The sequence below is a fragment of the Cyanobium sp. NS01 genome, assembly GCF_014280235.1.
Classification (GTDB): domain Bacteria; phylum Cyanobacteriota; class Cyanobacteriia; order PCC-6307; family Cyanobiaceae; genus NIES-981.
On the sequence record NZ_CP047940.1, the window covers coordinates 1,697,021 to 1,719,182 of the forward strand.

General features: G+C 68.8%; 18 protein-coding genes. 11 read left to right on the forward strand and 7 right to left on the reverse strand.

Going from position 1 to position 22,162, the window contains the following annotated elements; genetic code table 11:
- Window positions 1–24: 24 nt before the first annotated feature.
- Window positions 25–1,566: a bifunctional aminoglycoside phosphotransferase/ATP-binding protein gene (locus CyaNS01_RS08880; RefSeq protein WP_186696773.1), complete on the forward strand. Its 1,542-nt coding sequence runs from the start codon at window positions 25–27 to the stop codon at window positions 1,564–1,566.
- Here CyaNS01_RS08880 and CyaNS01_RS08885 read toward each other — a convergent pair.
- Window positions 1,554–2,675 carry a DUF389 domain-containing protein gene (locus CyaNS01_RS08885; RefSeq protein WP_186696774.1) on the reverse strand — a complete coding sequence of 374 codons (1,122 nt, stop codon included), beginning with the start codon at window positions 2,673–2,675 and terminating at the stop codon, window positions 1,554–1,556. The two genes, CyaNS01_RS08880 and CyaNS01_RS08885, sit on opposite strands and share 13 nt — an antisense overlap.
- 79 nt (window positions 2,676–2,754) lie before the next feature.
- Between CyaNS01_RS08885 and CyaNS01_RS08890 the strand changes: the two genes are divergently transcribed.
- Both CyaNS01_RS08890 and CyaNS01_RS08895 read left to right on the forward strand, forming a co-directional pair.
- Window positions 2,755–3,501 (forward strand): SDR family NAD(P)-dependent oxidoreductase, encoded by a 747-nt coding sequence (locus CyaNS01_RS08890; RefSeq protein WP_186696775.1) that lies wholly within the window; start codon window positions 2,755–2,757, stop codon window positions 3,499–3,501.
- A 74-nt stretch (window positions 3,502–3,575) separates the two neighbouring features.
- Complete coding sequence (locus tag CyaNS01_RS08895) at window positions 3,576–4,451, forward strand: potassium channel family protein (RefSeq protein ID WP_186696776.1); 876 nt, start codon at window positions 3,576–3,578, stop codon at window positions 4,449–4,451.
- On the opposite strand, the gene CyaNS01_RS08900 is transcribed toward CyaNS01_RS08895, so the two are convergent.
- The 3 genes from CyaNS01_RS08900 to CyaNS01_RS08910 form a co-directional block, all read right to left on the reverse strand.
- A complete protein-coding gene (locus CyaNS01_RS08900; RefSeq protein ID WP_186696777.1) occupies window positions 4,443–7,595 on the reverse strand; it encodes an efflux RND transporter permease subunit in 3,153 nt (1,050 codons plus the stop codon). The two genes, CyaNS01_RS08895 and CyaNS01_RS08900, sit on opposite strands and share 9 nt — an antisense overlap.
- A 65-nt stretch (window positions 7,596–7,660) precedes the next feature.
- Entirely contained in the window at window positions 7,661–7,876 is a 216-nt protein-coding gene (locus tag CyaNS01_RS08905; protein WP_186696778.1) for a DUF3136 domain-containing protein, read from the reverse strand.
- Between the two features lie 42 nt (window positions 7,877–7,918).
- Window positions 7,919–9,478, reverse strand: coding sequence for a bifunctional orotidine-5'-phosphate decarboxylase/orotate phosphoribosyltransferase (locus CyaNS01_RS08910; protein ID WP_186696779.1), 1,560 nt, complete (start codon window positions 9,476–9,478; stop codon window positions 7,919–7,921).
- Between the two features lie 148 nt (window positions 9,479–9,626).
- Between CyaNS01_RS08910 and CyaNS01_RS08915 the strand changes: the two genes are divergently transcribed.
- Complete coding sequence (locus CyaNS01_RS08915) at window positions 9,627–11,024, forward strand: cation:proton antiporter (RefSeq protein WP_225875599.1); 1,398 nt, start codon at window positions 9,627–9,629, stop codon at window positions 11,022–11,024.
- A 30-nt stretch (window positions 11,025–11,054) separates the two neighbouring features.
- On the opposite strand, the gene pyrC is transcribed toward CyaNS01_RS08915, so the two are convergent.
- Window positions 11,055–12,104, reverse strand: coding sequence for a dihydroorotase (pyrC, locus tag CyaNS01_RS08920; RefSeq protein ID WP_186696781.1), 1,050 nt, complete (start codon window positions 12,102–12,104; stop codon window positions 11,055–11,057).
- A 183-nt stretch (window positions 12,105–12,287) separates the two neighbouring features.
- Between pyrC and CyaNS01_RS08925 the strand changes: the two genes are divergently transcribed.
- Both CyaNS01_RS08925 and CyaNS01_RS08930 read left to right on the forward strand, forming a co-directional pair.
- Window positions 12,288–12,515, forward strand: a complete 228-nt coding sequence (locus CyaNS01_RS08925) for a DUF3136 domain-containing protein (protein ID WP_186696782.1) — start codon at window positions 12,288–12,290, stop codon at window positions 12,513–12,515.
- A gap of 144 nt (window positions 12,516–12,659) precedes the next feature.
- The gene (locus CyaNS01_RS08930) at window positions 12,660–13,895 is read left to right on the forward strand and encodes an FAD/NAD(P)-binding oxidoreductase (RefSeq protein ID WP_186696783.1); all 1,236 of its coding nucleotides are present in this window, start codon (window positions 12,660–12,662) and stop codon (window positions 13,893–13,895) included.
- 9 nt (window positions 13,896–13,904) lie between these two features.
- On the opposite strand, the gene CyaNS01_RS08935 is transcribed toward CyaNS01_RS08930, so the two are convergent.
- Window positions 13,905–14,972: an acetate/propionate family kinase gene (locus tag CyaNS01_RS08935; protein ID WP_186696784.1), complete on the reverse strand. Its 1,068-nt coding sequence runs from the start codon at window positions 14,970–14,972 to the stop codon at window positions 13,905–13,907.
- A 138-nt stretch (window positions 14,973–15,110) separates the two neighbouring features.
- Between CyaNS01_RS08935 and CyaNS01_RS08940 the strand changes: the two genes are divergently transcribed.
- The 5 genes from CyaNS01_RS08940 to CyaNS01_RS08960 all read left to right on the forward strand — a co-directional run bounded on the left by CyaNS01_RS08940 (window position 15,111) and on the right by CyaNS01_RS08960 (window position 21,799).
- On the forward strand, window positions 15,111–16,763 hold the full coding sequence (locus CyaNS01_RS08940) for a Na/Pi cotransporter family protein (protein WP_186696785.1): 1,653 nt from the start codon (window positions 15,111–15,113) through the stop codon (window positions 16,761–16,763).
- A 17-nt stretch (window positions 16,764–16,780) separates the two neighbouring features.
- Entirely contained in the window at window positions 16,781–17,695 is a 915-nt protein-coding gene (locus tag CyaNS01_RS08945; protein WP_186696786.1) for a CHAD domain-containing protein, read from the forward strand.
- A gap of 109 nt (window positions 17,696–17,804) precedes the next feature.
- Complete coding sequence (locus CyaNS01_RS08950) at window positions 17,805–19,271, forward strand: iron uptake porin (RefSeq protein ID WP_186696787.1); 1,467 nt, start codon at window positions 17,805–17,807, stop codon at window positions 19,269–19,271.
- A gap of 293 nt (window positions 19,272–19,564) precedes the next feature.
- Window positions 19,565–21,031 (forward strand): iron uptake porin, encoded by a 1,467-nt coding sequence (locus CyaNS01_RS08955; RefSeq protein ID WP_186696788.1) that lies wholly within the window; start codon window positions 19,565–19,567, stop codon window positions 21,029–21,031.
- 192 nt (window positions 21,032–21,223) lie between these two features.
- A complete protein-coding gene (locus tag CyaNS01_RS08960; protein ID WP_186696789.1) occupies window positions 21,224–21,799 on the forward strand; it encodes a ferritin in 576 nt (191 codons plus the stop codon).
- Window positions 21,800–21,822: 23 nt separating this feature from the next.
- On the opposite strand, the gene CyaNS01_RS08965 is transcribed toward CyaNS01_RS08960, so the two are convergent.
- Complete coding sequence (locus tag CyaNS01_RS08965) at window positions 21,823–22,101, reverse strand: hypothetical protein (RefSeq protein WP_186696790.1); 279 nt, start codon at window positions 22,099–22,101, stop codon at window positions 21,823–21,825.
- Window positions 22,102–22,162: the final 61 nt, after the last annotated feature.

The window sequence follows — 22,162 nt, forward strand, 5'->3', positions numbered from 1 at the left end:
CTGCCGCCCCTGATCCAGGGGCTGTTGCGCCCTGAGGCCTACCCCCACCGGGTGGGCCCGATCCGCCTGCTGCAGACCCACATCTCCTGGGTGCTGCTCACCGGAGACATCGCCTACAAGGTGAAGAAGCCGGTGGATTTCGGCTTCGTCAACTTCAGCACCCTGGAGCTCCGCCGGCAGCTCTGCCACGAGGAAGTGCGCCTCAACCGGCGCCTCAGCCCCGGGATCTACCAGGGCGTGGTGGCCATCGGGGGGAGTCCGGAGCGGCCGCGCCTGGCCGCTGAATCGGCGGGGCCCGCCAGCCTGGAGTACGCCGTGCGCATGGCCGAATTCCCCCAGGAGGCCCTGCTGCCGGCGGCCCTGGGCCGGGGCGCCGTGGGGCCCGAGCAGATCGATTCCCTGGCCGAGCGCCTGGCCCGCTTCCACGCCGAGGCGGCCCAGGCCGATCCGGGCGGGCCCTATGGCACCCCAGAGGCGGTGCTGGAGCCGGTGCAGGCCAACATCACCAGCCTGCTGGAGCATGGCGATCCGGCTCTGGCAGCCAGGCTGCTGCGGCTGCGCAGCTGGATCGAGAGCAGCTTCGGCACGCTGCAGCAGCCCTTTGCGCAACGCCTGGCCACCGGCCGGATCCGTGAAGGCCACGGCGATCTGCACCTCGGCAACATGCTGCTGCGGCAGGGGCGCATCGAGGTGTTCGACTGCCTCGAGTTCAGCCCTGCCCTGCGCTGGATCGATCCGATCAGCGACCTGGCCTTCCTGGTGATGGACCTGCAGGAACACGGCGAGCAGGCCCTGGCCTACCGGCTGCTGAACGGCTGGCTGGATCAGAGCGGCGACTACGGGGGGCTGCAGCTCTGGTCCTGGTATGCGAGCTACCGGGCCCTGGTGCGGGCCAAGGTGGCGGCCCTGGCTGGGCAGAGCGAGCCGGTGGAGCGCTATCTGCAGCTGGCCGAGCGCCTCTGTCAGCCGCCAGCGGCAGCGCTGCTGCTCTGCCATGGGGTGTCGGGATCGGGGAAGTCCCACAGCAGCGGCCTGCTGCTCGGGCGGCTCGGCGCCATCCGGCTGCGCTCAGACGTGGAACGCAAGCGCCTGTTCGGCCAGTGGGGGGTTCAGCGGCAGGGCCATCCCCAGCCCGATGGCTCCGCCAGCCGCAGCGGCGAGCTCTACAGCGCCGAGGTGAGCGCAGAGCTGTTCGAGCAGCGGCTGCCCCAGCTGGCCGCGCTGCTGCTGGCCGCCGGCTTCCGGGTGATCGTGGATGCCACCTTCCTGCGCCGCAGCCACCGCCAGGCCATGGCCGACGTTGCCAGGGCCGCCGGGGTGCCGCTGGTGATCCTGAGCTTCCCGGTTGCGGCGGAGCTGGCGGAGCAGCGGCTGCGCCAGCGGCAACGCCTGGGCCGCGACCCCTCCGATGCCGATCTGGATGTGCTGCGATCCCAGTGGCGGCAGGCGGAACCCCTCGATGCCGAAGAGCGGTTGCTGACCCTGGCAGCAGAGACAGGCGACGGCAGCGAGGCCATCGCGGATCTGGCTGCCCGCCTCGAGAGCCGCCTGGGTCAGGGCAGCTGAGGCTCGGGGGCCTCGGTGCCGGGCGTGATGGCCTCCGGCAACGGTGGCACCGAGGGCACGAAGGGGGTGGATGGTTCCTCGGGGGGCACCTCCACGGCCCTGGGGTTGGGGGCGGTCTCCGGGCCGATCACATCGATGGAGGTGCGCTGCACCAGCAGCCGGTAGCGGATCGTCTGGCGCGCGTTGATGAAGTCCTGCACGGCTGCCACCTGCTCGGGCGTGGGCAGGTTGGGCTTGCTCACCCGCACCGAAGCGCGAATCAGGGGCGGGTTCTGCTCCCAGTCGATGCTGATGCCCACCAGCTCGGAATCCTGGCCCAGGGTGATGGTTTCAGTGCGCAGGCTCTCGGCGATCGCCACTTCCACCCGGTTGAGGGAGGCCTGGCGCCTGGCCTGGCCGATCAGGCCCACGAAGCTGGTGCTGAGGGGCACCAGCAACAGGCCGGTGAGCAGCAGGCTCACGAAACCCAGCCGACTCTGCAGCAGCCGCTGACGCAGTTCCGGCCGGGTGATCCCCAGGGTCACCAAGGCACCGCTGAGGATTCCCAGCAGGTTGGCGGCGAACAGCAGCCCTGCCCCCTGGGCCCGCTGCCATTCGCCGGCCGCCACCAGCAACCCGAACACACACACCGGCGGCACCAGGGCCACGGCGATGGCGGTGCCGGCCAGCGAGCCCACCGCCTTGACGCGCACCTTGGCGTAGGTGGCGATGGCCCCGGCCACGATGGCGATGGCCAGGTCCAGCAGATTCGGACTGGTGCGGCCGATCACCTCGGAGCCGAACACCGGCAGCCCCACGATCAGCCCCAGGCCGGCCGACAGCACCACGGTGGTGGCGACGCCGATGGAGAGGGTGAGCAATCCCCGCCCCACCAGCGGCAGCCGGCCCTGCAGGATCGCGAAGGCCGTGGCCCGCAGGGGCAGGATCCAGGGGGCGATCAACATCGCTCCGATCACCACGGCGGCGCTGTTGGCCAGCAGGCCAAGACTGGCGATCAGGCTGGAGGCCATGGTGAGCACCACGAACTCCTGATCCAGGCTGGCCTCGGCGCGGAACTGCCGGGTGAGCAGGGCCGCCGGCAGAACGGCGGCAGGAACAACAGAAGCCATGGGCAGGCAGGGCCAGCAGCCCATCATCCTTCAGCTTCTGCGGCTCGGGGAGGATTGGTCCTCCGGGATGTTCTCCTCCATGGCCTCAGCCTCCTCCCAGCGCACGGTGATGGTGAGCGGGGCCAGCCGCGGCATCGGCCTGGCGGTGGCCCTGAACCTGCTGGCTGAGGGACACCGGCTCAGCCTGGGGGTCCGCGATCCGGCGGCCCTGCGGCACAGGTTGCAGCAGCTGGGCTGGAGCGAAGACGCAGCCAGCCTGTCGATCCACCCCTATGACGCCCTGGCCGCCCCGGATCAGCCCAACAGCGCTGAGACCTGGGTGGCCGCCACGGCCGAGCGCTGGGGCGGGGTGGAGGCCCTGGTGCCGAGCGCGGGCATCCTGTCGCGGGCCAGGGTCTGCTACAGCCCGGGCGAGGAGGCCGAGATCGCCCGCCTGCTGGATGTGAACCTGATGGGCCCCTGGCGTCTGGGCCGCGCCGCCTGGCCCCAGCTGCAGGCCTGCGGCGACGGGCGGCTGGTGATGCTGGTGTCGATGAGCGGCAAGCGGGTGAAAGGCCGCCTGGCCGCCTACGGGGTGAGCAAGTTCGCCCTGCTGGGTCTCTGCCAGGCGATGCGCAACGAGGGCTGGGAGTCGGGCATCCGCGTCACCGCCCTCTGCCCCGGCTGGGTGAACACCGCCATGGCCGCTGCCGTGAGCAGCATCGACAAGCAGGCCATGACCCAGCCGGAGGATCTGGCCGCCACGGTGGCCCACCTGCTCTCTCTGCCGGCCTCGGCGGTGCCGTTTGAGCTGGCGGTGAACTGCCTGCTGGAAAGCGGCTCCTGAGTCAGGCCGCGCCGCCCGGACTGTGGCGGCAGCCCCCGCCCGGGTGTTGCATGGGGACTGCTCCCCAGGTCGCCATGAAGCGCCGGCGCACCCGACTGCTGCGGCTGCACCTCACCTACAAGCTGCTGCTGGGGACCTGCCTGCAGGTGATGGTCTGCCTGGCCCTGCCGCCACCGTGGTACAGGCTGTCGTCTGCGGGCTACCTGGGCCTTGGCGTGGTGATGATCCTGGGCCTGGGAGAGCCGGTGGAGCAACTGCGCTTCGGGGAAACACCGCGGAAGCTGTTCAAGCTGCTGGGCTGGGGGGCCCTCGGCACCGCCTTGCTCTGGTACCTCACGCCGGTGCAGCTGCGGCAATCGGGGCTGCCGGTGCTGATCCTCTGGGCCCTGTTCAGCCTCTGGAGTGCAGTGCGGCTGATCCGGGGGCTGGCGCTTGAGCGCCGGGTGACCCCCGATGTGCTGCGGGGCTGCATCGCCGGGTATCTGATGCTGGGCCTCGCCGGTGGCCTGATCTGTGCCGCCCTGGAAACGATCCAGCCGAACAGCTTCAGCAACGCCAGCTTTCCCGCAGCGGTGCTCACCGGCGAAGACCAGATCTACCCCGTGTGGAGTCTCAACTTCGTGCGGCTCAACTATTTCGCCTTCGTGAGCCTCACCACCGCGGGCTATGGCGACATCACGCCACTCACCCCCGTTGCCCAGATGATCAGCGTGGGGCTGGCGATCGTGGGCACCTTCTACATCGCGGCGGTGATGGGGCTGCTGGTGAGTCGGTTCTCAACCAGTACCTGGGTGCAGGAGCCCGAGCAACCCATACCCCAGGAGCCGGTGCTGCCAGCGGTGCAGGCCCCCCAGTTCCCCCAGCCCAGGCTGAGGCTGTCCTCTCCACGGCAGCCGCCAGCGGTGGACCCCCCGCCAGACAACGGCCCCCCGGAGGGGGACTCAGCCTGAGCTGGCGCCATCGGTGGCGGGATTGAGCCGCCCGGCGCGGCCCAGCTCCCAGCCCTTGACGATCCGGTACACCACCGGAACCACGAACAGGCTCAGCACGGTGGCCACCAGCAAGCCGGCGAACACCACGGTGCCGATGCTGGTGCGGCTGGCCGCTCCGGCGCCGCTGGCGAACAGCAGCGGCAGGAAGCCCGCCAGCGAGGAAATCGCCGTGAGCAGGATCGGCCGCAGACGGGCCACCGCGGCGCCGTGGATCGCCTCCTCCAGGGGCAGGCCTGCGGCCAGGCGCTGGTTGGCGAACTCCACGATCAGGATGCCGTTCTTGGCCGCCAGGCTCACCAGCACCAGCAGCCCCACGCGGCCATAGACATCCAGGGGCAGGTCGCGGATCGCCAGGCCGGCCAGGCCGCCGAGCAGCCCCAGGGGCACCGTCACCAGGATGATCATCGGGTCGATGAAGTTCTCGTAGAGCCCCGCCAGCACCAGCAGCATCACCAGCACCGCCAGCAGGAACACCCCCTCGTTGGCGCCGCCGGCACGGGCCTCCTCCCGGGCCAGGCCAGCCCATTCCAGGTCGGTGGCGGTGCTGCCCAGCTCGCGGCGCACCTGCAGCAGCCGGTCCATCGCCTGGCCGGTGCTCACCCCGGCCCGGGCCTGGGCGCGGATGGCGATCGAGCGCACCAGCCGGGTGTGGTTGATCACCGTGGGGCCGGTGCTCCGCTCGACCCGCACCACCTGGGCCAGGGGCACGAGGCTGTCATCGCGGCCGCGCACCTGCAGGGCGAGCACGTCCTGCACATTGCGGCGCTCGGAGCCCTCCAGCTGCACGATCACGCGGCGGATGCGATCGCCCTCGAAGCTGTCGTTCACATACTCACTGCCGAAGCTGGCGCCGAGCACCTCCACCACCTCCTCGAGGTCCACACCCAGGGAGGCCAGCTGCAGGCGATCGGGCTCCAGCCGCACCAGGGGGGCATCGGCCCGGAAGCGGGTGTCCACCCGCTCGAAATCGCCACTGGCCTGGGCGGCATCGATGAAGGCCTGGGCCGCCTCCTGGAAGGCACTCAGGCTCAGCCGCCCGCCGCTGGTGTCCAGCAGGTCGAGTTCGATGCCGCCCTCGCTGCCGAAGCCCCGCACCGTGGGGGCCTCGATCACCACCACCTGGGCGTTGTCGATGCGGCCGGCAAGCTCGCGGTTGAGCTGGCCCGCCAGGGCCGCCGGGGTTTGCTCCCGCCCGGGGCGCTCCTCCACCGGCTTGAGGCGCAGGAAGAAGATGCCCTTGTTGGGGCTGCTGTCGCCGAAGGAGCGGCCGGCATAGAAGTTGCCCGTCACGATCTGGGGCACACCGGCCACCACCTGGCGCACCTGCTCCATCACGTCTTGGGTGCGCTGCAGGGCCATGCCATCGGGCAGCACCACGATGCCGCGCAGCTGGCTGCCGTCCTCCTGGGGAATGAAGGCCTTGGGGCGCTGCTGATAGGCGAAGGCCGTCACCACCAGACCCACCAGCAGCAGGGCCACGATGCGCCGGCGCCAGCCCAGGGCCCGGGTGAGCCAGCGGTCATAGGGCCCCTCCAGGGATTCGAGCGCCCGCCGCGGCGGGTCGATCAGGCGCAGCAGCCAGCGGGCCTCCTGGCCCTGGGCCTTGAGCAGCCGGCTGGCCGCCACCGGTGTGAAGGTGAGGGCGTTGAAGGTGGAGAACACGATCGTGGCGCCGATCGTGAGGCCGATCGGCGCAAACAGCCGACCGGTGCTGCCCCCCAGGGTGAGCACCGGCAGGAACACCGCGATCAGCACCAGGGAGGTGGCCACCACAGCACCACCCAGCTCCGCCATCGCCTCGCGGGCCGCCTGCTGGGGCGGCTGGCCGCGCTCCATGCGGCGGCCGATGTCCTCGCTCACCACGATGGCGTCGTCCACCACCAGGCCGGTGGCCAGCACCATGCCGAACAGGGTGAGGGTGTTGATCGAGCTGTCCGTGAGCCGCAGCACGGTGAGGGCCCCCACCAGGGCCACGGGCACCGCCAGGGCGGAGATCAGGGCCAGACGGCTGTTGCCCAGGCCCAGCAGCAAGGCGAGGAACACCAGCAGCACCGCATCCCGCAGGCTCGTGATGGTGCGGTCGATGTTCTGCTGAACGGTTTCAGCCTCATCGATGATCACCTGGAAATCGAGGCCTGGAGGCAGACTTTCGCTGATCTCGTCGAGGGCCGCGGTGATGCCGGCGCTCACCTCCAGGGCATTGCTGCCATCCCGCTGAAAGATGCCCATCGCCACGGTGGGGCGGCCCTGCAGGTTGGTGGCGATGGCGCCGTAGTCCTCACTGCCCAGGGTGACGCGGCCCACGTCACGCAGCAGGGTCACGCCGCCCTCATCGGTGGGGGCCACCACCAGGTTTTCGAACTCCTGCACGCTGCGCAGGCGGCCCTCCATGCGCAGGGGCAGGGTGAGCATCTGGTCGTCGGGGGAGGGCGCCTCACCGGCCTGGCCCAGGGCGGCCAGCACGTTCTGCTCCTCGAGGGCATCGCGCACATCGGTGATCGTGAGCCCCAGCTGGTTCAGCCGGGCCGGATCGAGCCAGAGCCGGAAGGCCAGGGGACTGCCCCCGAACAGCCGCGCCTCGCCGACACCGGACACCCGCTGCAGGCGGTCGATCACCACCTGCTCCACCCAGCCGCTGAGGAAGATCTGGTCGTAGGTGCCCGGCTCAGCGCTGAAGCTCAGCACCATCAGCAGGTCGTCAGAGCTGCGCCGCACCTGCACCCCGAAGCGGGCCACCTGGGGCGGCAGCCGGGGGTTCACCACCGCCGCCTCGTTCTGGGCGTTGATCTGGTTGATCTCGGGGTCGCCGCCCTCGAAGCTGAGGGTGATGCTGCTGCTGCCGGCCGAGCTGGTGGAGCGGATCTGATCGAGGCGCTCCAGGCCGTTGAGCTGCTTCTCCAGCAGGGTGGTCACCCCCTGCTCCACCACCTCGGGGCTGGCGCCGGGATAGCTCGTGCTCACCGACACCCGCCCGGGGGCGATCGCCGGCAGGTTTTCAATCTGGAGCCCCGGCAGGCTCACCAGGCCGCTCAAGAGCACCAGCAGGCTGATCACCAGGGTCAGCACCGGCCGGCGGAGAAACGGATCCGAGATCGACTTCACGCAGGCTTCTGGCTGGCTCTAGGGAAGGGGGGAGCCCGATCAGGGCCGCCCAGGCTGGCGCTGTTCTAGGCGAGATCGCGCTTGAGCACGACGCAGAGGTAGTCCGGAGCCTTGTAGCGGCTGGGCAGGCAGAGGTGCAGCTGGGCCAGGCGGCTCCAGCACACGGTGCGCTCAATGGCGGTGCGGCTGCGGCCTTCCTGCAGCAGCCGGCGCAGGGCTTTGCAGTACAGCGAGTAATTGGCCTCGAGCTCCCCGATCGTGAGGCCTGTGCTGCTGCTCATGGCGGAGGGGGCGTCCGGGTGTAGCAGGGACGCACTTTCAGCCTACGGGCCGACCGCTCCCGCCCCGGCCCCGGGCAGCAGCAGGCTGGCCTGGGTGTCGGTGAGGCGTCCGGAGCGGTGCAGCACCGCCGTGATCGTGTCGATGCCCAGCACGGCATGGCAGTTGTAGCCGGCTGCCGCCAGGCGCTGCTTGGCCCGGCGGTCGTGGTCGCCGCCGTGGTCGATGAACACCACCACATCCTGCACCTGCAGCCCGGAACTCTCCAGCTTGGCGATGCCCGCCAGCACGCTGTTGCCGGTGATCAGGATGTCGTCCACCACCACCACCAGATCCCCCTCCTCGAAGTCGCCCTCGATCAGCCGCCTGGCGCCGTGGGCCTTCACCTCCTTGCGCGGATAGATGAGGGGCTTGTGCAGCAGCAGCGACAGACCCGTGGCCGTGGGCAGGGAGCCGTAGGGAATGCCGGCGATGCGATCGAAGGCCAGCTCCTCCATGCGGCCCGCATAGGCATGCAGCACCCGATGAAAGAGGTTGGGGTCGGAGATGATCTGGCGCAGATCGATGTAGTAGTTGAACACCGCCCCTGAGGCCTGCACGTAGTCGCCGAACAGCAGGCAGCCGATGTCGAACAATTCCACGATCAGGGCATCGAGATCAGCGGCGTCGGCGGGATTGGGGCCCGGGGGGGAGGCCTGCAGCGTGCCGTTGCGGGGGGCGGCGGTGCGCAGGGGTGGGGCCGCCGGCAACCACAGCTCGCAGCGATCCTGCACCGCCTGGGCGCGCTGCTCCAGCCACTGGTTGCGGGTGGCGTTGATCTGCAGCTTGAGGGCCTCGGCGCGCTCAGAGATGTCGTCTTCCACCAGCAGGTTCTGGGGCAGGGGCAGCAGCAGCCCATCGCCGGCGGCGGAGAGGCCCGCCGCCAGCATGGCTTCCAGGTTTTCCTCCACGCCCCAGAGGCTGCGCAGGATCAGGAACCGCCCCGGTGCCTCCTGCCGCACCCGCGCCAGCACGGCCGCGTCGCTGGTGCCGATCTCCAGCAGCAGCTGCTCCGGCGTGGCCCAGAGCATGCACTCGCGCACGATGCGCAGGTAGAGGGGCTGCTCCTCGCTGGGGTAGTGCTGGATCAGCCGCGCCGCCTGGTTGGAGCTGTGGCAGGTGATCACCACCGCCTTGTCCGGGTAGAGCAGGAAGGGGGCGGCGATGTCCTGGCCGGCCAGGGGCGAGAGGGTCACGGCATCGGCGGCCAGCTCCTTGAACAGGTACTGGGCCAGAACCGAGGAGGAATTGAGATCGCCGTGCTTGCTGTCGATGATCAGCGGCAGCTCCCGCGGCACCAGATCGCGCACCTCCAGCAGCAGCTCCAGCCCCACGGGCCCGAGGGCCTGGTAGAAGCCGAGGCTCGGCTTGTAGGCACACACATGGGGGGCCGTGGCCTCCACCACCGCCTTGATCCAGTGGCGGGCCTGGCTGAGGAAGGAGCGGGCCGACATGCCGCGGCGACCCACCCAGCTCTGCAGCATCTCGGGGTTGGGGTCCAGACCGGTGACCAGGAGGGACTGGCGAGCGGCGATGGCGTCAGTGAGGCGAATGAAGAACCCCATCGCGCTGAGGCTGGCTAGGCCTGTTGCTAAGACAGGCCATCAGGGCTGGAGCTGCCGCTGACATAGCTCTTATTGATGAGCCCCGGCAACGGCGACGGCCAACCAGGCCGCCTACGGTCGCCCTGTTCGATTGAACGAGCCAGAGCTGGTGACGTTTGACTGCCTCATCGGAACGCTCGGCGGCCTCAACGACGTGCCGATCCAGGGGCGTCTGCTGTTCGTGGGGGTGTTGTTTCTGGGCACGCTGGCGGTGAGCCGCTTCTCGATCCGCCTCGGCATTCCCGGCGTGCTCGGGGTGCTGCTGCTCGGGCTGGTGGTGAATGTGAACCTGCTCGATGTGACCCATGTGGAAGCGGAGAACCTGCAGGTGTTCGCCCTGGCCCTGCTGCTCTTCTACGCCGGTCTGAAAACCGATCTGAAGGCGATCCGGGGCTTCATCGAATACGGGCTGTTGCTGGCCCTGGGGGGGGTGCTCATCACCTCCTGCGTGCTGGGGGGAATGATCTGGTGGCTCTCCTCCGCCACCGCCAGCGGCCTGGCCCTGGGCTTCGGCAACGGCATCCCCCTGGGCGCCGCCTTCCTGCTGGCCGCCTGCCTGGGCTCCACCGACGCCGGCGCGACCCTGAGCGTGCTGGCCCAGGTGAAGCCGCCGGTGCCCCTGCGGCTGCAGCACCTGCTGGAGTTCGAATCGGCCGTGAACGATCCGGCGGCGCTGTTGGTGTACGGGCTGCTGATCGAGCTGTTCAGCCAGGCCGCCGGCGGCGCCGCCGGACAGCCCCCAGATCTGGCGGCGGCCGAATCGATGCTGACCACGGCCGTGCTCGACAGCCTGCGGGTCTTCGTGCAGCAGATCGGCTCCGGGCTGATTCTGGGCGTGCTGTTCGGCTACGTGGCCAAGTTCGTGATCGATGTGCTCGTCACCGAGCGGGCCCAGCTGCTGGTGGTGGCGATGTCGATCGCCTTCGCCGATTACGGCCTCACCGATCTGCTGGGCGGCTCGGGCTTCATCGCCGTCTACGTCACCGGCGTGTTCATGACCAACATGACCTACCGGCGGCCGGAGGTGAACCACGAGTCGATCCAGGAGGTGTTGCTGCCGTTCAACACCATGACCGAGATCACGGTGTTTCTGCTGTTCGGGCTGCTGGTGTCGCCGCCTGATCTGGTGGGGGCCATTCCGATGGGGCTGGTCACCGCCGCGGCCCTGATGCTGGTGGCCAGGCCGCTGGGAGTGCTGGCCTTTCAGCCGCTCTCACCCTTCAGCCGCCGGGAGGGGGTGCTGGTGGCCTGGTGCGGGCTGCGCGGCGCCGTGCCCCTGGCCCTCTCCTATCAACTGGTGGCGGCCATTCCCCAGCTGGCGGGCGTCGATGCGGCCCTGGCCCTGCCGCTGGCCCGCAATGCCCAGGGCATCGTGTTTGTGGTGGTGGTGCTGAACCTGCTGCTGCAGGGATTCACCCTGCCGCGGGTGTGCAGCGCCATCGCCCCGAAGCCCCCCGGGGCCCAGCCCCCGGCCCCGAGCCAGCCTCCCAGCCCCCAACTGCAGTGACCTGCAGGGGGCAGGGACCTGCAGGGGCTCTCAGCTGAGCTGCCAGGGCAGGGTCTCGCCGCTGTGGAAGGGCACCAGCTCCACCGGCTGGCCGGCGCTGTCGTGGAGCTCCAGACGCCTGGGCACCTGCCTGGGCTCCCGCACCAGAGTGATGCGGCCGCTGTTGAGGGGCAGCCCGTAGAAGCGGGGGCCGAACTCACTGGCGAAGGCCTCCAGCCGATCCAGGGCCTGCTCCTGCTCGAACACCGCCGCGTAGCTCTCGATCGCAAACGGGGCGTTGAAGATGCCGGCGCAGCCACAGGCCGATTCCTTGGCGCCGCGGCTGTGGGGCGCCGAATCAGTGCCCAGGAAGAAGCGCGGATCGCCGGAGGTGGCCGCCGCCCGCAGGGCCAGGCGATGCAGCTCCCGCTTGGCCACCGGCAGGCAGTAGAAGTCGGGCCGCAGGCCCCCCTGGAACATGGCGTTGCGGTTGATATGCAGATGGTGGGGGGTGATCGTGGCCGCCAGCTGGCCCGAGCCAGCGCGCACGAACGCCACCGCATCGCTCGTGGTGATGTGCTCCAGCACAGCCTTGAGGCCCGGGTGGCGCTGCAGCATCGGCGCCAGGTGGCGCTCGATGAACACGGCCTCCCGGTCGAAGATGTCGATGCTGGGGTCGGTCACCTCGCCGTGCAGCAGCAGGGGCATGCCGATCCGCTCCAGGGTGTCGAGCACGGGGGTGAGCGCCTCGATGTCACTGACCCCGGCATCGGCATTGGTGGTGGCCCGGGCCGGATAGAGCTTGCAGGCCACCCACACGCCGGCGCGGAAGCCACGCTCCAGCTCAGCCGGATCGGTGTGGTCTGTGAGGTAGGCCGTGAGCAGGGGTTCAAACGTGGAGCCCGGCGGCAGGGCCTCACGGATGCGGCCCGCGTAGGCCCTGGCCGCGGCCACGCTGGTGACGGGCGGCGTGAGGTTGGGCATCACGATCGCCCGGGCGAACTGGCGGGCGGTGGACGGCAGCACCGCCTCGAGCATGGCCCCATCGCGCAGATGCACGTGCCAGTCGTCGGGTTGGCGCAGGCTGAGCTCGGTGGGCATCACGATCGCGGCGGCAGGGCCTCCAGGGGCCCTTCCCACCCTGCCAGCGGGACGAGGAGCGTGGCGGCGGCTCGATTCCAAAGAATTCTGTGGGTCTGGCGCCTGGGAGTGGATTCGGGCACCAAACCTTCTTAAGGTTTGCTTTGTAAAAGAAGGCTTCCTTCTACACGTGGTTGGGTTGGCATGAGCGTTGAGGCCAGGCTCACGATCGGCGAACTGGAGGCGGGCTATCCCACCTACTGCAAGGCCCTCAGACTCTTGATCAAAAACGGCAAATCCCGCGACTCGATTCAACGCACGGTCTGCTGGGAACGCTTGACGCTGCTGCAGAAAAGCCTGCCCAACCGCTACAAGTCTCCGGACTACCTCTATGCCCTGCTCAAGCGCGATGTGGAGGAGCTGGCCGCCTGAAGGGCGCTGAGCCAAGTCAGGGGATGCTGGCAGGGCCGTCGAAGATTCCCATCAGTCAGGAGGGAGCTTCCGTAAGGGCACCCTCGGCATGACTCAATAGAACGAGACCCTCACGGCGCGGCCCAGCGCGCTGCGCGCTGCCCCATGGCCCACCACCAGATTCTGATCGTCGGCGGCGGCGCCGCCGGGATCACCGCCGCGGCCCAGCTGAAGCGGGCCCGCCCCGGGCTCGATGTGGCCATCCTTGAGCCCTCCAGCGAGCACTACTACCAGCCGGGCTGGACCCTGGTGGGGGGTGGTGTGTTCACTCTGGAGGAAACCCGTCGCGCCGAAGGCGATGTGATCCCCTCGGGCGTGCACTGGATCCGCGCCGGGGCCGCCGCTTTTGATCCCGAGCGGGAGGTGGTGACCAGCACCGACGGCGAGGCGATCCACTACGACGTGCTGATCGTGGCCGCCGGCCTGCGGCTCTGCTGGGAGAAGATCGAGGGGCTCAGCGAGGCCCTTGGCAAGGGCGGCGTCTGCAGCAACTACTCCAAGCACTACACCGCCTACACCTGGGAGGCGATTCAGGCCTTCAAGGGTGGCAGCGACGGCGCCAGCGGCAATGCGGTGTTCACCTGCGCGCCGATGCCGATCAAGTGCCCCGGTGCTCCCCAGAAAATCGCCTATCTGGCCGATGACGTGTTCAAGAAGAAGCGTCTGCAGGCCCAGGTGATCTATGCCACCGCCACGCCGGGCATCTTCGGCGTGCCCACCTACGCCGCGCCGCTGCGGGAGGTGGTGAAGCGCCACGGCATCGACGCCCGCTACAACCATGTGCTCACCGCCGTGCGCCCGCAGAGCCGCGAGGCGGTGTTCCAGGTGAAGGACGGCGACAAGAGCCATGAGGCCGTGATTCCCTACGGCCTGCTGCATGTGACGCCGCCGATGGCGGCACCGGAGGTGGTGGCCAGCAGCCCCCTGGCTGCCGCCAGCGGCTTCGTGGAGGTGGACAAGTTCAGCCTGCAGCACCTGCGCTTCGCCAACGTGTTCTCCCTGGGGGATGTGAGCGGCATCCCCAACTCCAAGACCGCCGCCGCCGTGCGCGGCCAGGCCCCGGTGCTGGTGGCCAACCTGCTGGCCTTCCTCGACGGCCAGCCCCTGGAGGCCGCCTACGACGGCTACAGCTGCTGCCCGCTGATCACCGGCTACGGCAAGGCGATCATGGCCGAGTTCAACTATGAGCAGCAGCCGGTGCCCTCCTTCCCCCTGGATCCCACCCAGGAGCGCTGGAGCATGTGGTTCGTGAAGCGCAAGATCCTGCCCGCCCTCTACTGGAACCGGATGCTCACCGGAGCGCAGCACGAACGCCGCTTCATCCCCGGGGTGAAGCGCTAGGCCGAAGCCCTAGCCAGCCTCGCGGCAGAGGCGGGCCATCAGGCCCTCCTCGTCTGCAGGCACCGTGAGCAGGGTGGTGGGCTCCAGCCAGGCCAGGGCGTCGCGCAGCTCAGCCATCAGGGCCTGGTCGTGCTCGCCGATGCCCCCGGTAAGGGCGATCACGTCCACCCCCCGGAGGCAGGCGGCCATGGCGCCGATCCCCTCCAGCAGGCGCTGCCGGAACACGGCCACCGCCAGCTTGGCGCCGGGGTGCCCCCGGCCCGCTTCCTGCCGCAGGGTACGCATGTCGCCGCTGAGCCCGGAGAGTCCCAGCAGGCCGCTTTGGCGCTGCAGGGCCTCATCGATCGCCTCGGCACTGAGCCCCTGGCGCAGCTGATGCAGCAGCAGACCCGGATCCACGCTGCCGCTGCGGCTGGCCATCACGAGCCCCTCCAGCGGGGTGAACCCCATGGTGGTGGCCATGCTGCGGGGGCCCGTCACCGGATCGAGGCTCACGGCGCAGAGGGAACAGCCGGCGCCCAGGTGGCAGCTGATCAGCCGGCGTGCCTGGGGATGGCACGCCGCCACCTGCTCGGCCACGTGCTGGTGGCTGAGGCCATGGAAACCGAAGCGGCGCAGCCCCGCCGCTCGCCAGTCGGCCGGGATGGCGTAGGTGCGGGCCTGCTCGGGCAGGGAGGCATGAAAGCCAGTGTCGAAGCAGGCCCACTGGGCGAGCGCGGGGGCCTCGGTCTGGCCCCAGGCGCTGAACCAGCGGATGGCCCGCAGCGCCACGGCGTTGTGCAGGGGGGCCAGGGGCACCAGTGCCTCCAGGGCCTCGATCACGGCCGGCGTGATCGCCGTGGGGGCCGTGAACCGTTCGCCGCCATGCACCACCCGGTGGGCGATCCGCTCCAGCCCCGGCAGCCAGGGGGTGATCGCCGGCAGCAGCCACCCCTCCAGCAACGCCTCCACTCCACCGGTTTCGCCGGGGTTGAGGGAACGCTGCTGCTGCCAGGGCCGCTGGCCGTCGGCATCCACGAGCGAGGCCTTGAGGCTGGAGCTGCCGGCGTTCACCACCAGGACCAGCGCTGAGGGCATCGGGGCGGGCATCACGGTCGGTTCCCGCCGAGGGTCCGTCCATTGTTGAACCGCCCGCAAGCCCTAGCGTCCAGGACCGCCATCCCCTGGTTCCCCACGGCCGTTTCCGCCTGCTGAGCGGCCTCCACTCCCTTCGCCATGCCCCCAGGCACCACGCTTCTTCACGCCGCGGGCGGCCTCGGGCTGTTCCTGCTGGGAATGGCCCTGATGACCGAGGGGCTGCGCAGCCTGGCGGGGCAGCGGCTGCGCCAGGGGCTGCTGCGCTTCACCCGCTCGGCCTGGAGCGGCGCCATCAGCGGCGCCCTCACCACCGCGATCGTGCAGTCGTCCAGCGCCACCACGGTGATGACCGTGGGATTCGTGAGTGCGGGGCTGCTGAGCTTCCAGGCCGCCCTGGGGATCATCCTCGGGGCCAACGTGGGCAGCACCGGTCTGGGTTGGCTGGTGGCCCTGCTGGGCATCAGGCTCGATCTGGAGCGGATCATGCTGCCGCTGGTGCTGGTGGGCGCCTGTCTGCGGCTGCTCGGTCGGGGCCGCCAGGCCCAGGCGGGCCTGGCGCTGGCGGGGTTCGCGCTGCTGTTCATCGGCATCGGCGGGCTCCAAGAGGCCATGGCCGGCCATGGGTTGCTGCTGGATCCGGCCCGTTTCGACGCCGCCCTGCCATCCGGCCGCCTGAAACTGCTGCTGCTCGGGCTGCTCACCACCGTCATCACGCAGTCGTCGGGGGCGGGCGTGGCCACCGCCCTGGCCGCCATCGGAGCGGGGGCGATCGTCCTGCCCCAGGCCTGCGCCCTGGTGATCGGCATGGACCTGGGCACCACCGTCACCGCCCTGATCGCCGCGATCGGGGCGGGCCTGGGGGCGCGGCGCACCGCCCTGGCCCACGTGACCTTCAACCTGTTCACGGCCGTGCTGGCCTTCACGCTCCTGCCTGTGTATCTCTGGGCTCTTAGGCTCGGAGCGGAGGCGGGGCTGGCCCCAGGTGCCGAATTCGCTCTCACGGCCTTCCACACCGGCTTCAACGTGGGCGGCGTGCTGCTGATCCTGCCCTTCGCCACGCCGTTCGCCGCCCTGATCCGCCGGCTGGTGCCCCCCAGCCCCGACCGCCCCGTGGAGGAGCTGGCCGACACCCCGCCGAACGAAGCGATGGTGGCGGTCGATCAGGCCTCCACGGCCCTGCGCCAGACCCTGGTGGCCCTGCTCAGCCGGCTGCATGAAGCCCTGGACCATCCCGCCACCGCCCCGGCGGATCTGGCCCAGGGCACGGGCCTGAGGCCGGCCGATCTGGACCGCATCGAGCTGTTCGTCGATCAGATCGACCTGCCGAGCACCCGCGACCCGGCCCGCAGCCGGCTGCTGCATCTGCTGCATGGCCTCGACCATCTGCAGCGCCTGCACGAGCGCTGCACCGAGGAGCGGCAGCGGCGGCAGGCCGTGGCCACCGCCTCAGCACTGCGGCCGGAGCGCGACCGGCTGCTCCAGTGCCTGGAGGGGCTCATTCCCCTGCTGCAGCGGGGCGCGTGGTCGGAGGCCCTGCCGCTGGCGGAAGCCTGCGCCCGGGACCTGCACCACCGGCTGGATCCGTTCCGGCAGGCCGTGATGGAGCAGGTGGCTGCAGGTTCGCTGCCCGTGGAGGAGGGCACGGCCCTGCTGGAGGCGATGCGCTGGCTGCGCCGGGTGAGCCAGCATCTGCAGCGCATCTGCAGGCACCTGGTGGAGGTGATGGAACCCGGCACGACTTCTTCATCCCCTGACGCCCCCGCTGCCAGCAGAGTGGGCAGGGAGGCCTGAACAGGGAGGCAGCAGCCATGGCCAACGGCGCATCCAGCACCGGCCAGCACGTGCATGCGCTGCTGGCCACCCACAGCAAGCGCCTGGTGAAGCTCCATCCCCAGGTGCTGGACGACAGGGATCCGGAGCCCCTGCACCAGATGCGTGTGGCCATGCGGCGTCTGCGCACCTGCCTGACCCAGTTCGCGCCGGCGCTGGTCCTGCCGGCGGGGGTGTCGGCCCAGCGGCTGACCCGCTCCGGCCGGCGCCTCGGCCTGGCACGGGACCTCGACGTGCTTCGGGAGCGCCTGGACACCAGGCTGCTGCCCCATCTGAGCGAGGCGGAGACGCGGCAGCTCAAACCGCTGTTCAAACAGCTGAAGCGGGAGCGCCGCGATGCTCAGCACGAGCTCCGCAGGGAGCTCCACAGCGGTCGCTACCTCAAGCTGCTGCAGGCCTTGCAGGGCTGGCTGCGGGACCCCCGCTTCACTCCCCTGGGTGAGCAGCCACTCAGCGACTGGCTGCCCGAGTGGCAGTGGCCCTGGCTCGGGACCCTGCTGCTGCACCCAGCCTGGTGGCTCACCGATGGCACCGGTGCGGCGGAGCAGGAGCTGCTGCACGACCTGCGCAAGGGCATCAAGGGTGCCCGCTACAGGCTCGAAAATCTGCTGCCGGCATCCGGCGACACGGCCCGCCGCTGGGTGGAGCGACTCAAGCAGGCCCAGGAGCTGCTCGGCGACCTCCACGACCTGGCCGTGCTCCGCGACGCGATCGAGCAGCAGCTCCCTCAGAACTTGCCCAGCCAGATGCCAGGGCTGCATGGGCTGCTGGCGGAGCAGCATGCCAGCAGCTGGAGCAGCTGGCGTGTGCTCGGGCCAAGCTTGCTCGAGCCAGGGGAGCGGCGCCAGTTGTTGCTGGGCCTGCTTCAGGATCAGGCCAACAGTTCTCTGTAGCGCAGACCACATGCGCGGGCCGTCTGGAACACCGGGGCTGGGCGAAGTCGATCGATAAGGTCCTGTGGTCGCCTGTCTGGCGTCACTAACCGATCGGTGTGAGGACCCGATGAAATTTTTCCAGCACCTGCTAGTGGCCCCTGCGGCCCTGGGCCTTCTGGCCCCGGTGGCCGCGGATGCTTCCGAGCTCAACATGGACGGCGTGAACCAGTACGCCTCCCAGGAGCAGGTCACCAGCATCTCCCAGTTCTCGGATGTGCAACCCACGGACTGGGCCTACCAGGCTCTCTCCAACCTGATCGAGCGCTACGGCTGCGTCGCCGGCTATCCCGACGGCACCTACCGCGGCCAGCGGGCCATGACCCGTTTTGAAGCCGCCGCGCTGCTCAACGCCTGTCTTGACCGCGTCACCGAAGTGACCGACGAGCTCAAGCGCCTGATGGCCGAGTTCGAGAAGGAACTCGCCGTGCTCAAGGGCCGCGTGGACGGCCTCGAGGCCAAGGTGGGCGAGCTGGAGGCCACCCAGTTCTCCACCACCACCAAGCTCAAGGGTGAAGCCAGCTTCATTCTGGGCGGCGCCCCTGATTTCGAGCTTGCCGGCGAAACAGACCCCAACAACACCACCTTCAACTACGACCTGCGGCTGAGCTTCGACACCAGCTTCACTGGCAAGGATCTGCTGCGCACCCGCCTGCGGGCTGGCAACTTCGAGTCGCTTCCCTTCGGCAGCAGCTCGCAGATCTTCAAGCTCGACAAGGCTGAGGGCACCGACGACTCGGTGATCATCGACCGTCTCTTCTACCGCTTCCCCGTCGGCGATTCCTTCAACTTCACGGTGGGCGCCCTGGTGCGCAACACCGAGATGGTGGCCTTCATCCCAAGTGCCTACAAGTCGAGCATCCTCGACTACTTCCAGCTGGCTGGTGCCTCAGGTACCTACAACAAGGCCACCGGCGCCGGCGCCGGCTTCACCTGGAAGCAGAAGGTTGAAAAGGGCCGCCCGTACGCCACCTTCTCCGCCAACTACGTGTCCAGCGATGGCTTCGCTGATTCCACCGTGGGTGCCTTCAACGAGGAAGGCGGCATCAACGCCCTGACTCAACTGGGCGTGAAGGGCAAGAACTGGGGAGCCGCCGTGGCCTATCGCTATGGCTCAGAAAACTCCAGGATCCGCGTACCCAACTTCAGCGGCACCGTGGAAGCAGGCGAAAGCACCAACAGTGTGGCCGTCAATGCCTACTGGCAGCCGATTGACTCGGGCTGGATTCCCTCGATCAGCCTCGGCTACGGCTTCAACGATGGCAGCGGTGGCTTCCCCGACTCCCAGTCGTGGATGGCTGGCCTGCAATGGGATGACGCCTTCATCAAGGGCAACAAGGCGGGTTTTGCGGTGGGCATGCCCCCCTTTGAGGATGGTGATGACAGCGACGAAGCCTGGCTCTATGAGATCTTCTACAAGTTCCAGGTGACCGACAACATCTCCATCACCCCGTCGCTGTTCTATGGCACCAACGTGCGCTCCAACGACGGCGACGACGCCTGGGGCGGCGTAATTCAGACCACCTTCAAGTTCTAAGCCCAGACTGCTCGGCCCATCTCACACCTGCGCAACCGCCCTCGTGCGTCCGCCCCCCGGGATCCGGGGGGCTTTTTGTCTTGGCGATGGGCACCCGGGGATCGGCAGGCCGTCGTCTCCGGCTGGCAGGACCCTGCGCAACCTGCAGGGCGTGGCCGCGGCCATCAAGCCACCTCCGCATGTAGCAGAGATCACCTTCGATCGCCGAATTGGTCACCGGACAGTCCTGCGTCGATCGATAAGGTCCCGTGGACGCCTGTCTGGCGTCACTTCCCTATCGGTGTGAGGACCCGATGAAATTCTTCCAGCACCTGCTGGTGGCCCCTGCGGCCCTGGGCCTGCTGGCCCCCGTGGCCGCCACGGCTTCCGAGCTCAACATGGACGGCGTGAACCGCTACGCCTCCCAGGAGCAGGTCACCAGCATCTCCCAGTTCTCGGATGTGCAACCCACGGACTGGGCCTACCAGGCTCTCTCCAACCTGATCGAGCGCTACGGCTGCGTCGCCGGCTATCCCGACGGCACCTACCGCGGCCAGCGGGCCATGACCCGTTTTGAAGCCGCCGCGCTGCTCAACGCCTGTCTTGACCGCGTCACCGAGGTGACCGACGAGCTCAAGCGCCTGATGGCCGAGTTCGAGAAGGAACTCGCCGTGCTCAAGGGCCGCGTGGACGGCCTCGAGGCCAAGGTGGGTGAGCTGGAGGCCACCCAGTTCTCCACCACCACCAAGCTCAAGGGTGAAGCCAGCTTCATTCTGGGCGGCGCCCCTGATTTCGAGCTTGAGGGCGAGACCGATCCCAACCAGACCACCTTCAACTACGACCTGCGGCTGAGCTTCGACACCAGCTTCACCGGCAAGGACCTGCTGCGCACCCGCCTGCGGGCCGGGAACTTCAGCTCGCTTCCCTTCGGCAGCAGCTCCCAGATCTTCAAGCTCGACAAGGCTGAGGGCACGGATGACTCGGTGATCATCGACCGTCTCTTCTACCGCTTCCCCGTCGGCGACTCCTTCAACTTCACGGTGGGCGCCCTAGTGCGCAACACCGAGATGGTGGCCTTCATCCCGAGTGCCTACAAGTCGAGCATCCTCGACTACTTCCAGCTGGCAGGTGCCTCCGGCACCTACAACAAGGCCACTGGCGCCGGCGCCGGCTTCACCTGGAAGCAGAAGGTTGAAAAGGGCCGCCCCTACGCCACCTTCTCCGCCAACTACGTGTCCAGTGATGGCTTCGCTGATTCCACCGTTGGCGCCTTCAATGAAGAGGGCGGCATCAATGCCCTGGCACAACTGGGCGTGAAGGGCAGCAACTGGGGAGCTGCTGTGGCCTATCGCTATGGATCAGAAAACTCCAGGATCCGCGTTCCCAACTTCAGCGGCACCGTTGAATCGGGCGAAAGCACCAACAGTGTGGCCGTCAATGCCTACTGGCAGCCGATTGACTCGGGCTGGATCCCCTCGATCAGCCTCGGCTATGGCTACAACGATGGCAGCAGTGGCTTCCCCGACTCCCAGTCATGGATGGCTGGCCTGCAATGGGATGACGCCTTCATCAAGGGCAACAAGGCGGGCTTTGCGGTGGGCATGCCCCCCTTTGAGGATGGTGATGACAGCGACGAAGCCTGGCTCTATGAGATCTTCTACAAGTTCCAGGTGACCGACAACATCTCCATCACCCCGTCGCTCTTCTATGGCACCAACGTGCGCTCCAACGACGGCGACGACGCCTGGGGCGGCGTGATTCAGACCACGTTCAAGTTCTGACCTCCCGTCAGAGCAGTCCAAGGCGGCCCATCCCACACCTCACGTCCAAGCCCCCGTCAGGGGGCTTTTTGCTGGCGGATTCATGGCAGTGCTTCGGGCGCCGGCCTCGGCGCACCCCTGAACACCCGGACAGCAAAAAGAGTCTGTAGATTAAGAAAATCGAAAGCACGCCAACGGCGGTCCCACTCCTCCATGACCCTGTCCACCGACCTCTCGGCCCGTTCTGTCGCCACCGGTCCCGCCGGCAGGGCAATGGCCCAGCCCATGGACAGCGCCCTGCTGGAGGGGCTGCTGGAGCACCTCAGCATGGAGCGGCGGGCCAGCACGGCCTACTTCGCCCTGGCGCTGTGGTTCGCCGAGCGTGAGTTGCGCGGCTTTGCCGCCTACCTGCACGCCGAGGCCGCCACCGAGCAGGCCCATGCCGGCCAGCTGGCCGAGTACCTGATTGCCCGGGGCCAGACCGTGCTGCTGCAGGAGATCCCCGCCCCACGGCAGATCTGGACCAGCCCTGAAGAGGCCTTCACGGCGATCTTCGAGATGGAGAGCGACGTGACCACCTCGCTGCAGCAGCTCTACTCCATGGCCGAGCGGGCCGGCGATGTGCGCACCACGGTGGTTCTCGATCCGATGGTGCAACAGCAGATCAATGCCGAGGATGAGGCGGCCCACCTGCTGGGCCGGGTGCGTTTCGCCCGCAACGAACCGGCGCCCCTGCTGATCCTCGATGCTCAGCTGGCTGAGGACGCCGCCAAGGCCACTGCCGCATGAGCCTGTGGTGAGTGAGCCGCTGCTCAGGCCACCGGGATCGGCCGGCTGCTGAGCTCCACCAGCAGCTCCAGGGCGAGGGAGTGGCCCCGACCCTGACGCTGCCAGGCTTTGGCCACCTCCAGCAGCTCCCGGCGCCGGCTCAGCACCTGGCGGGATTCGGCGCCGAGGCGATCCCGCAGGGAGCGATCACAGCAGCGCTCCAGGGCCTGGGCCAGCTGGATGCCGCGACCCCGCAGTGCCTGGGCCTCATGGCAGAGGCTGCCGAGCAGGGATTCGGAGGTGGAGAAGAGGGGGGCGTTCAACGCAGTGATGGCGACCAGGCCTCAAAGGCCTGTGGCGACGACGCTAGCGAACCGAGGCGCT

Coding starts and splice junctions, on each gene's coding strand:
- CyaNS01_RS08955 (WP_186696788.1), top strand. CDS start 19,565: ATGAAATTCTTCCAGCACCTGCTGGTGGCCCCTGCGGCCCTGGGCCTG.
- CyaNS01_RS08905 (WP_186696778.1), bottom strand. CDS start 7,876: ATGAGCAGCAGCACAGGCCTCACGATCGGGGAGCTCGAGGCCAATTAC.
- CyaNS01_RS08890 (WP_186696775.1), top strand. CDS start 2,755: ATGGCCTCAGCCTCCTCCCAGCGCACGGTGATGGTGAGCGGGGCCAGC.
- CyaNS01_RS08910 (WP_186696779.1), bottom strand. CDS start 9,478: ATGGGGTTCTTCATTCGCCTCACTGACGCCATCGCCGCTCGCCAGTCC.
- CyaNS01_RS08930 (WP_186696783.1), top strand. CDS start 12,660: ATGGCCCACCACCAGATTCTGATCGTCGGCGGCGGCGCCGCCGGGATC.
- CyaNS01_RS08960 (WP_186696789.1), top strand. CDS start 21,224: ATGACCCTGTCCACCGACCTCTCGGCCCGTTCTGTCGCCACCGGTCCC.
- CyaNS01_RS08925 (WP_186696782.1), top strand. CDS start 12,288: ATGAGCGTTGAGGCCAGGCTCACGATCGGCGAACTGGAGGCGGGCTAT.
- CyaNS01_RS08945 (WP_186696786.1), top strand. CDS start 16,781: ATGGCCAACGGCGCATCCAGCACCGGCCAGCACGTGCATGCGCTGCTG.
- CyaNS01_RS08940 (WP_186696785.1), top strand. CDS start 15,111: ATGCCCCCAGGCACCACGCTTCTTCACGCCGCGGGCGGCCTCGGGCTG.
- CyaNS01_RS08885 (WP_186696774.1), bottom strand. CDS start 2,675: ATGGCTTCTGTTGTTCCTGCCGCCGTTCTGCCGGCGGCCCTGCTCACC.
- CyaNS01_RS08895 (WP_186696776.1), top strand. CDS start 3,576: ATGAAGCGCCGGCGCACCCGACTGCTGCGGCTGCACCTCACCTACAAG.
- CyaNS01_RS08935 (WP_186696784.1), bottom strand. CDS start 14,972: ATGCCCTCAGCGCTGGTCCTGGTGGTGAACGCCGGCAGCTCCAGCCTC.
- CyaNS01_RS08950 (WP_186696787.1), top strand. CDS start 17,805: ATGAAATTTTTCCAGCACCTGCTAGTGGCCCCTGCGGCCCTGGGCCTT.
- pyrC (WP_186696781.1), bottom strand. CDS start 12,104: ATGCCCACCGAGCTCAGCCTGCGCCAACCCGACGACTGGCACGTGCAT.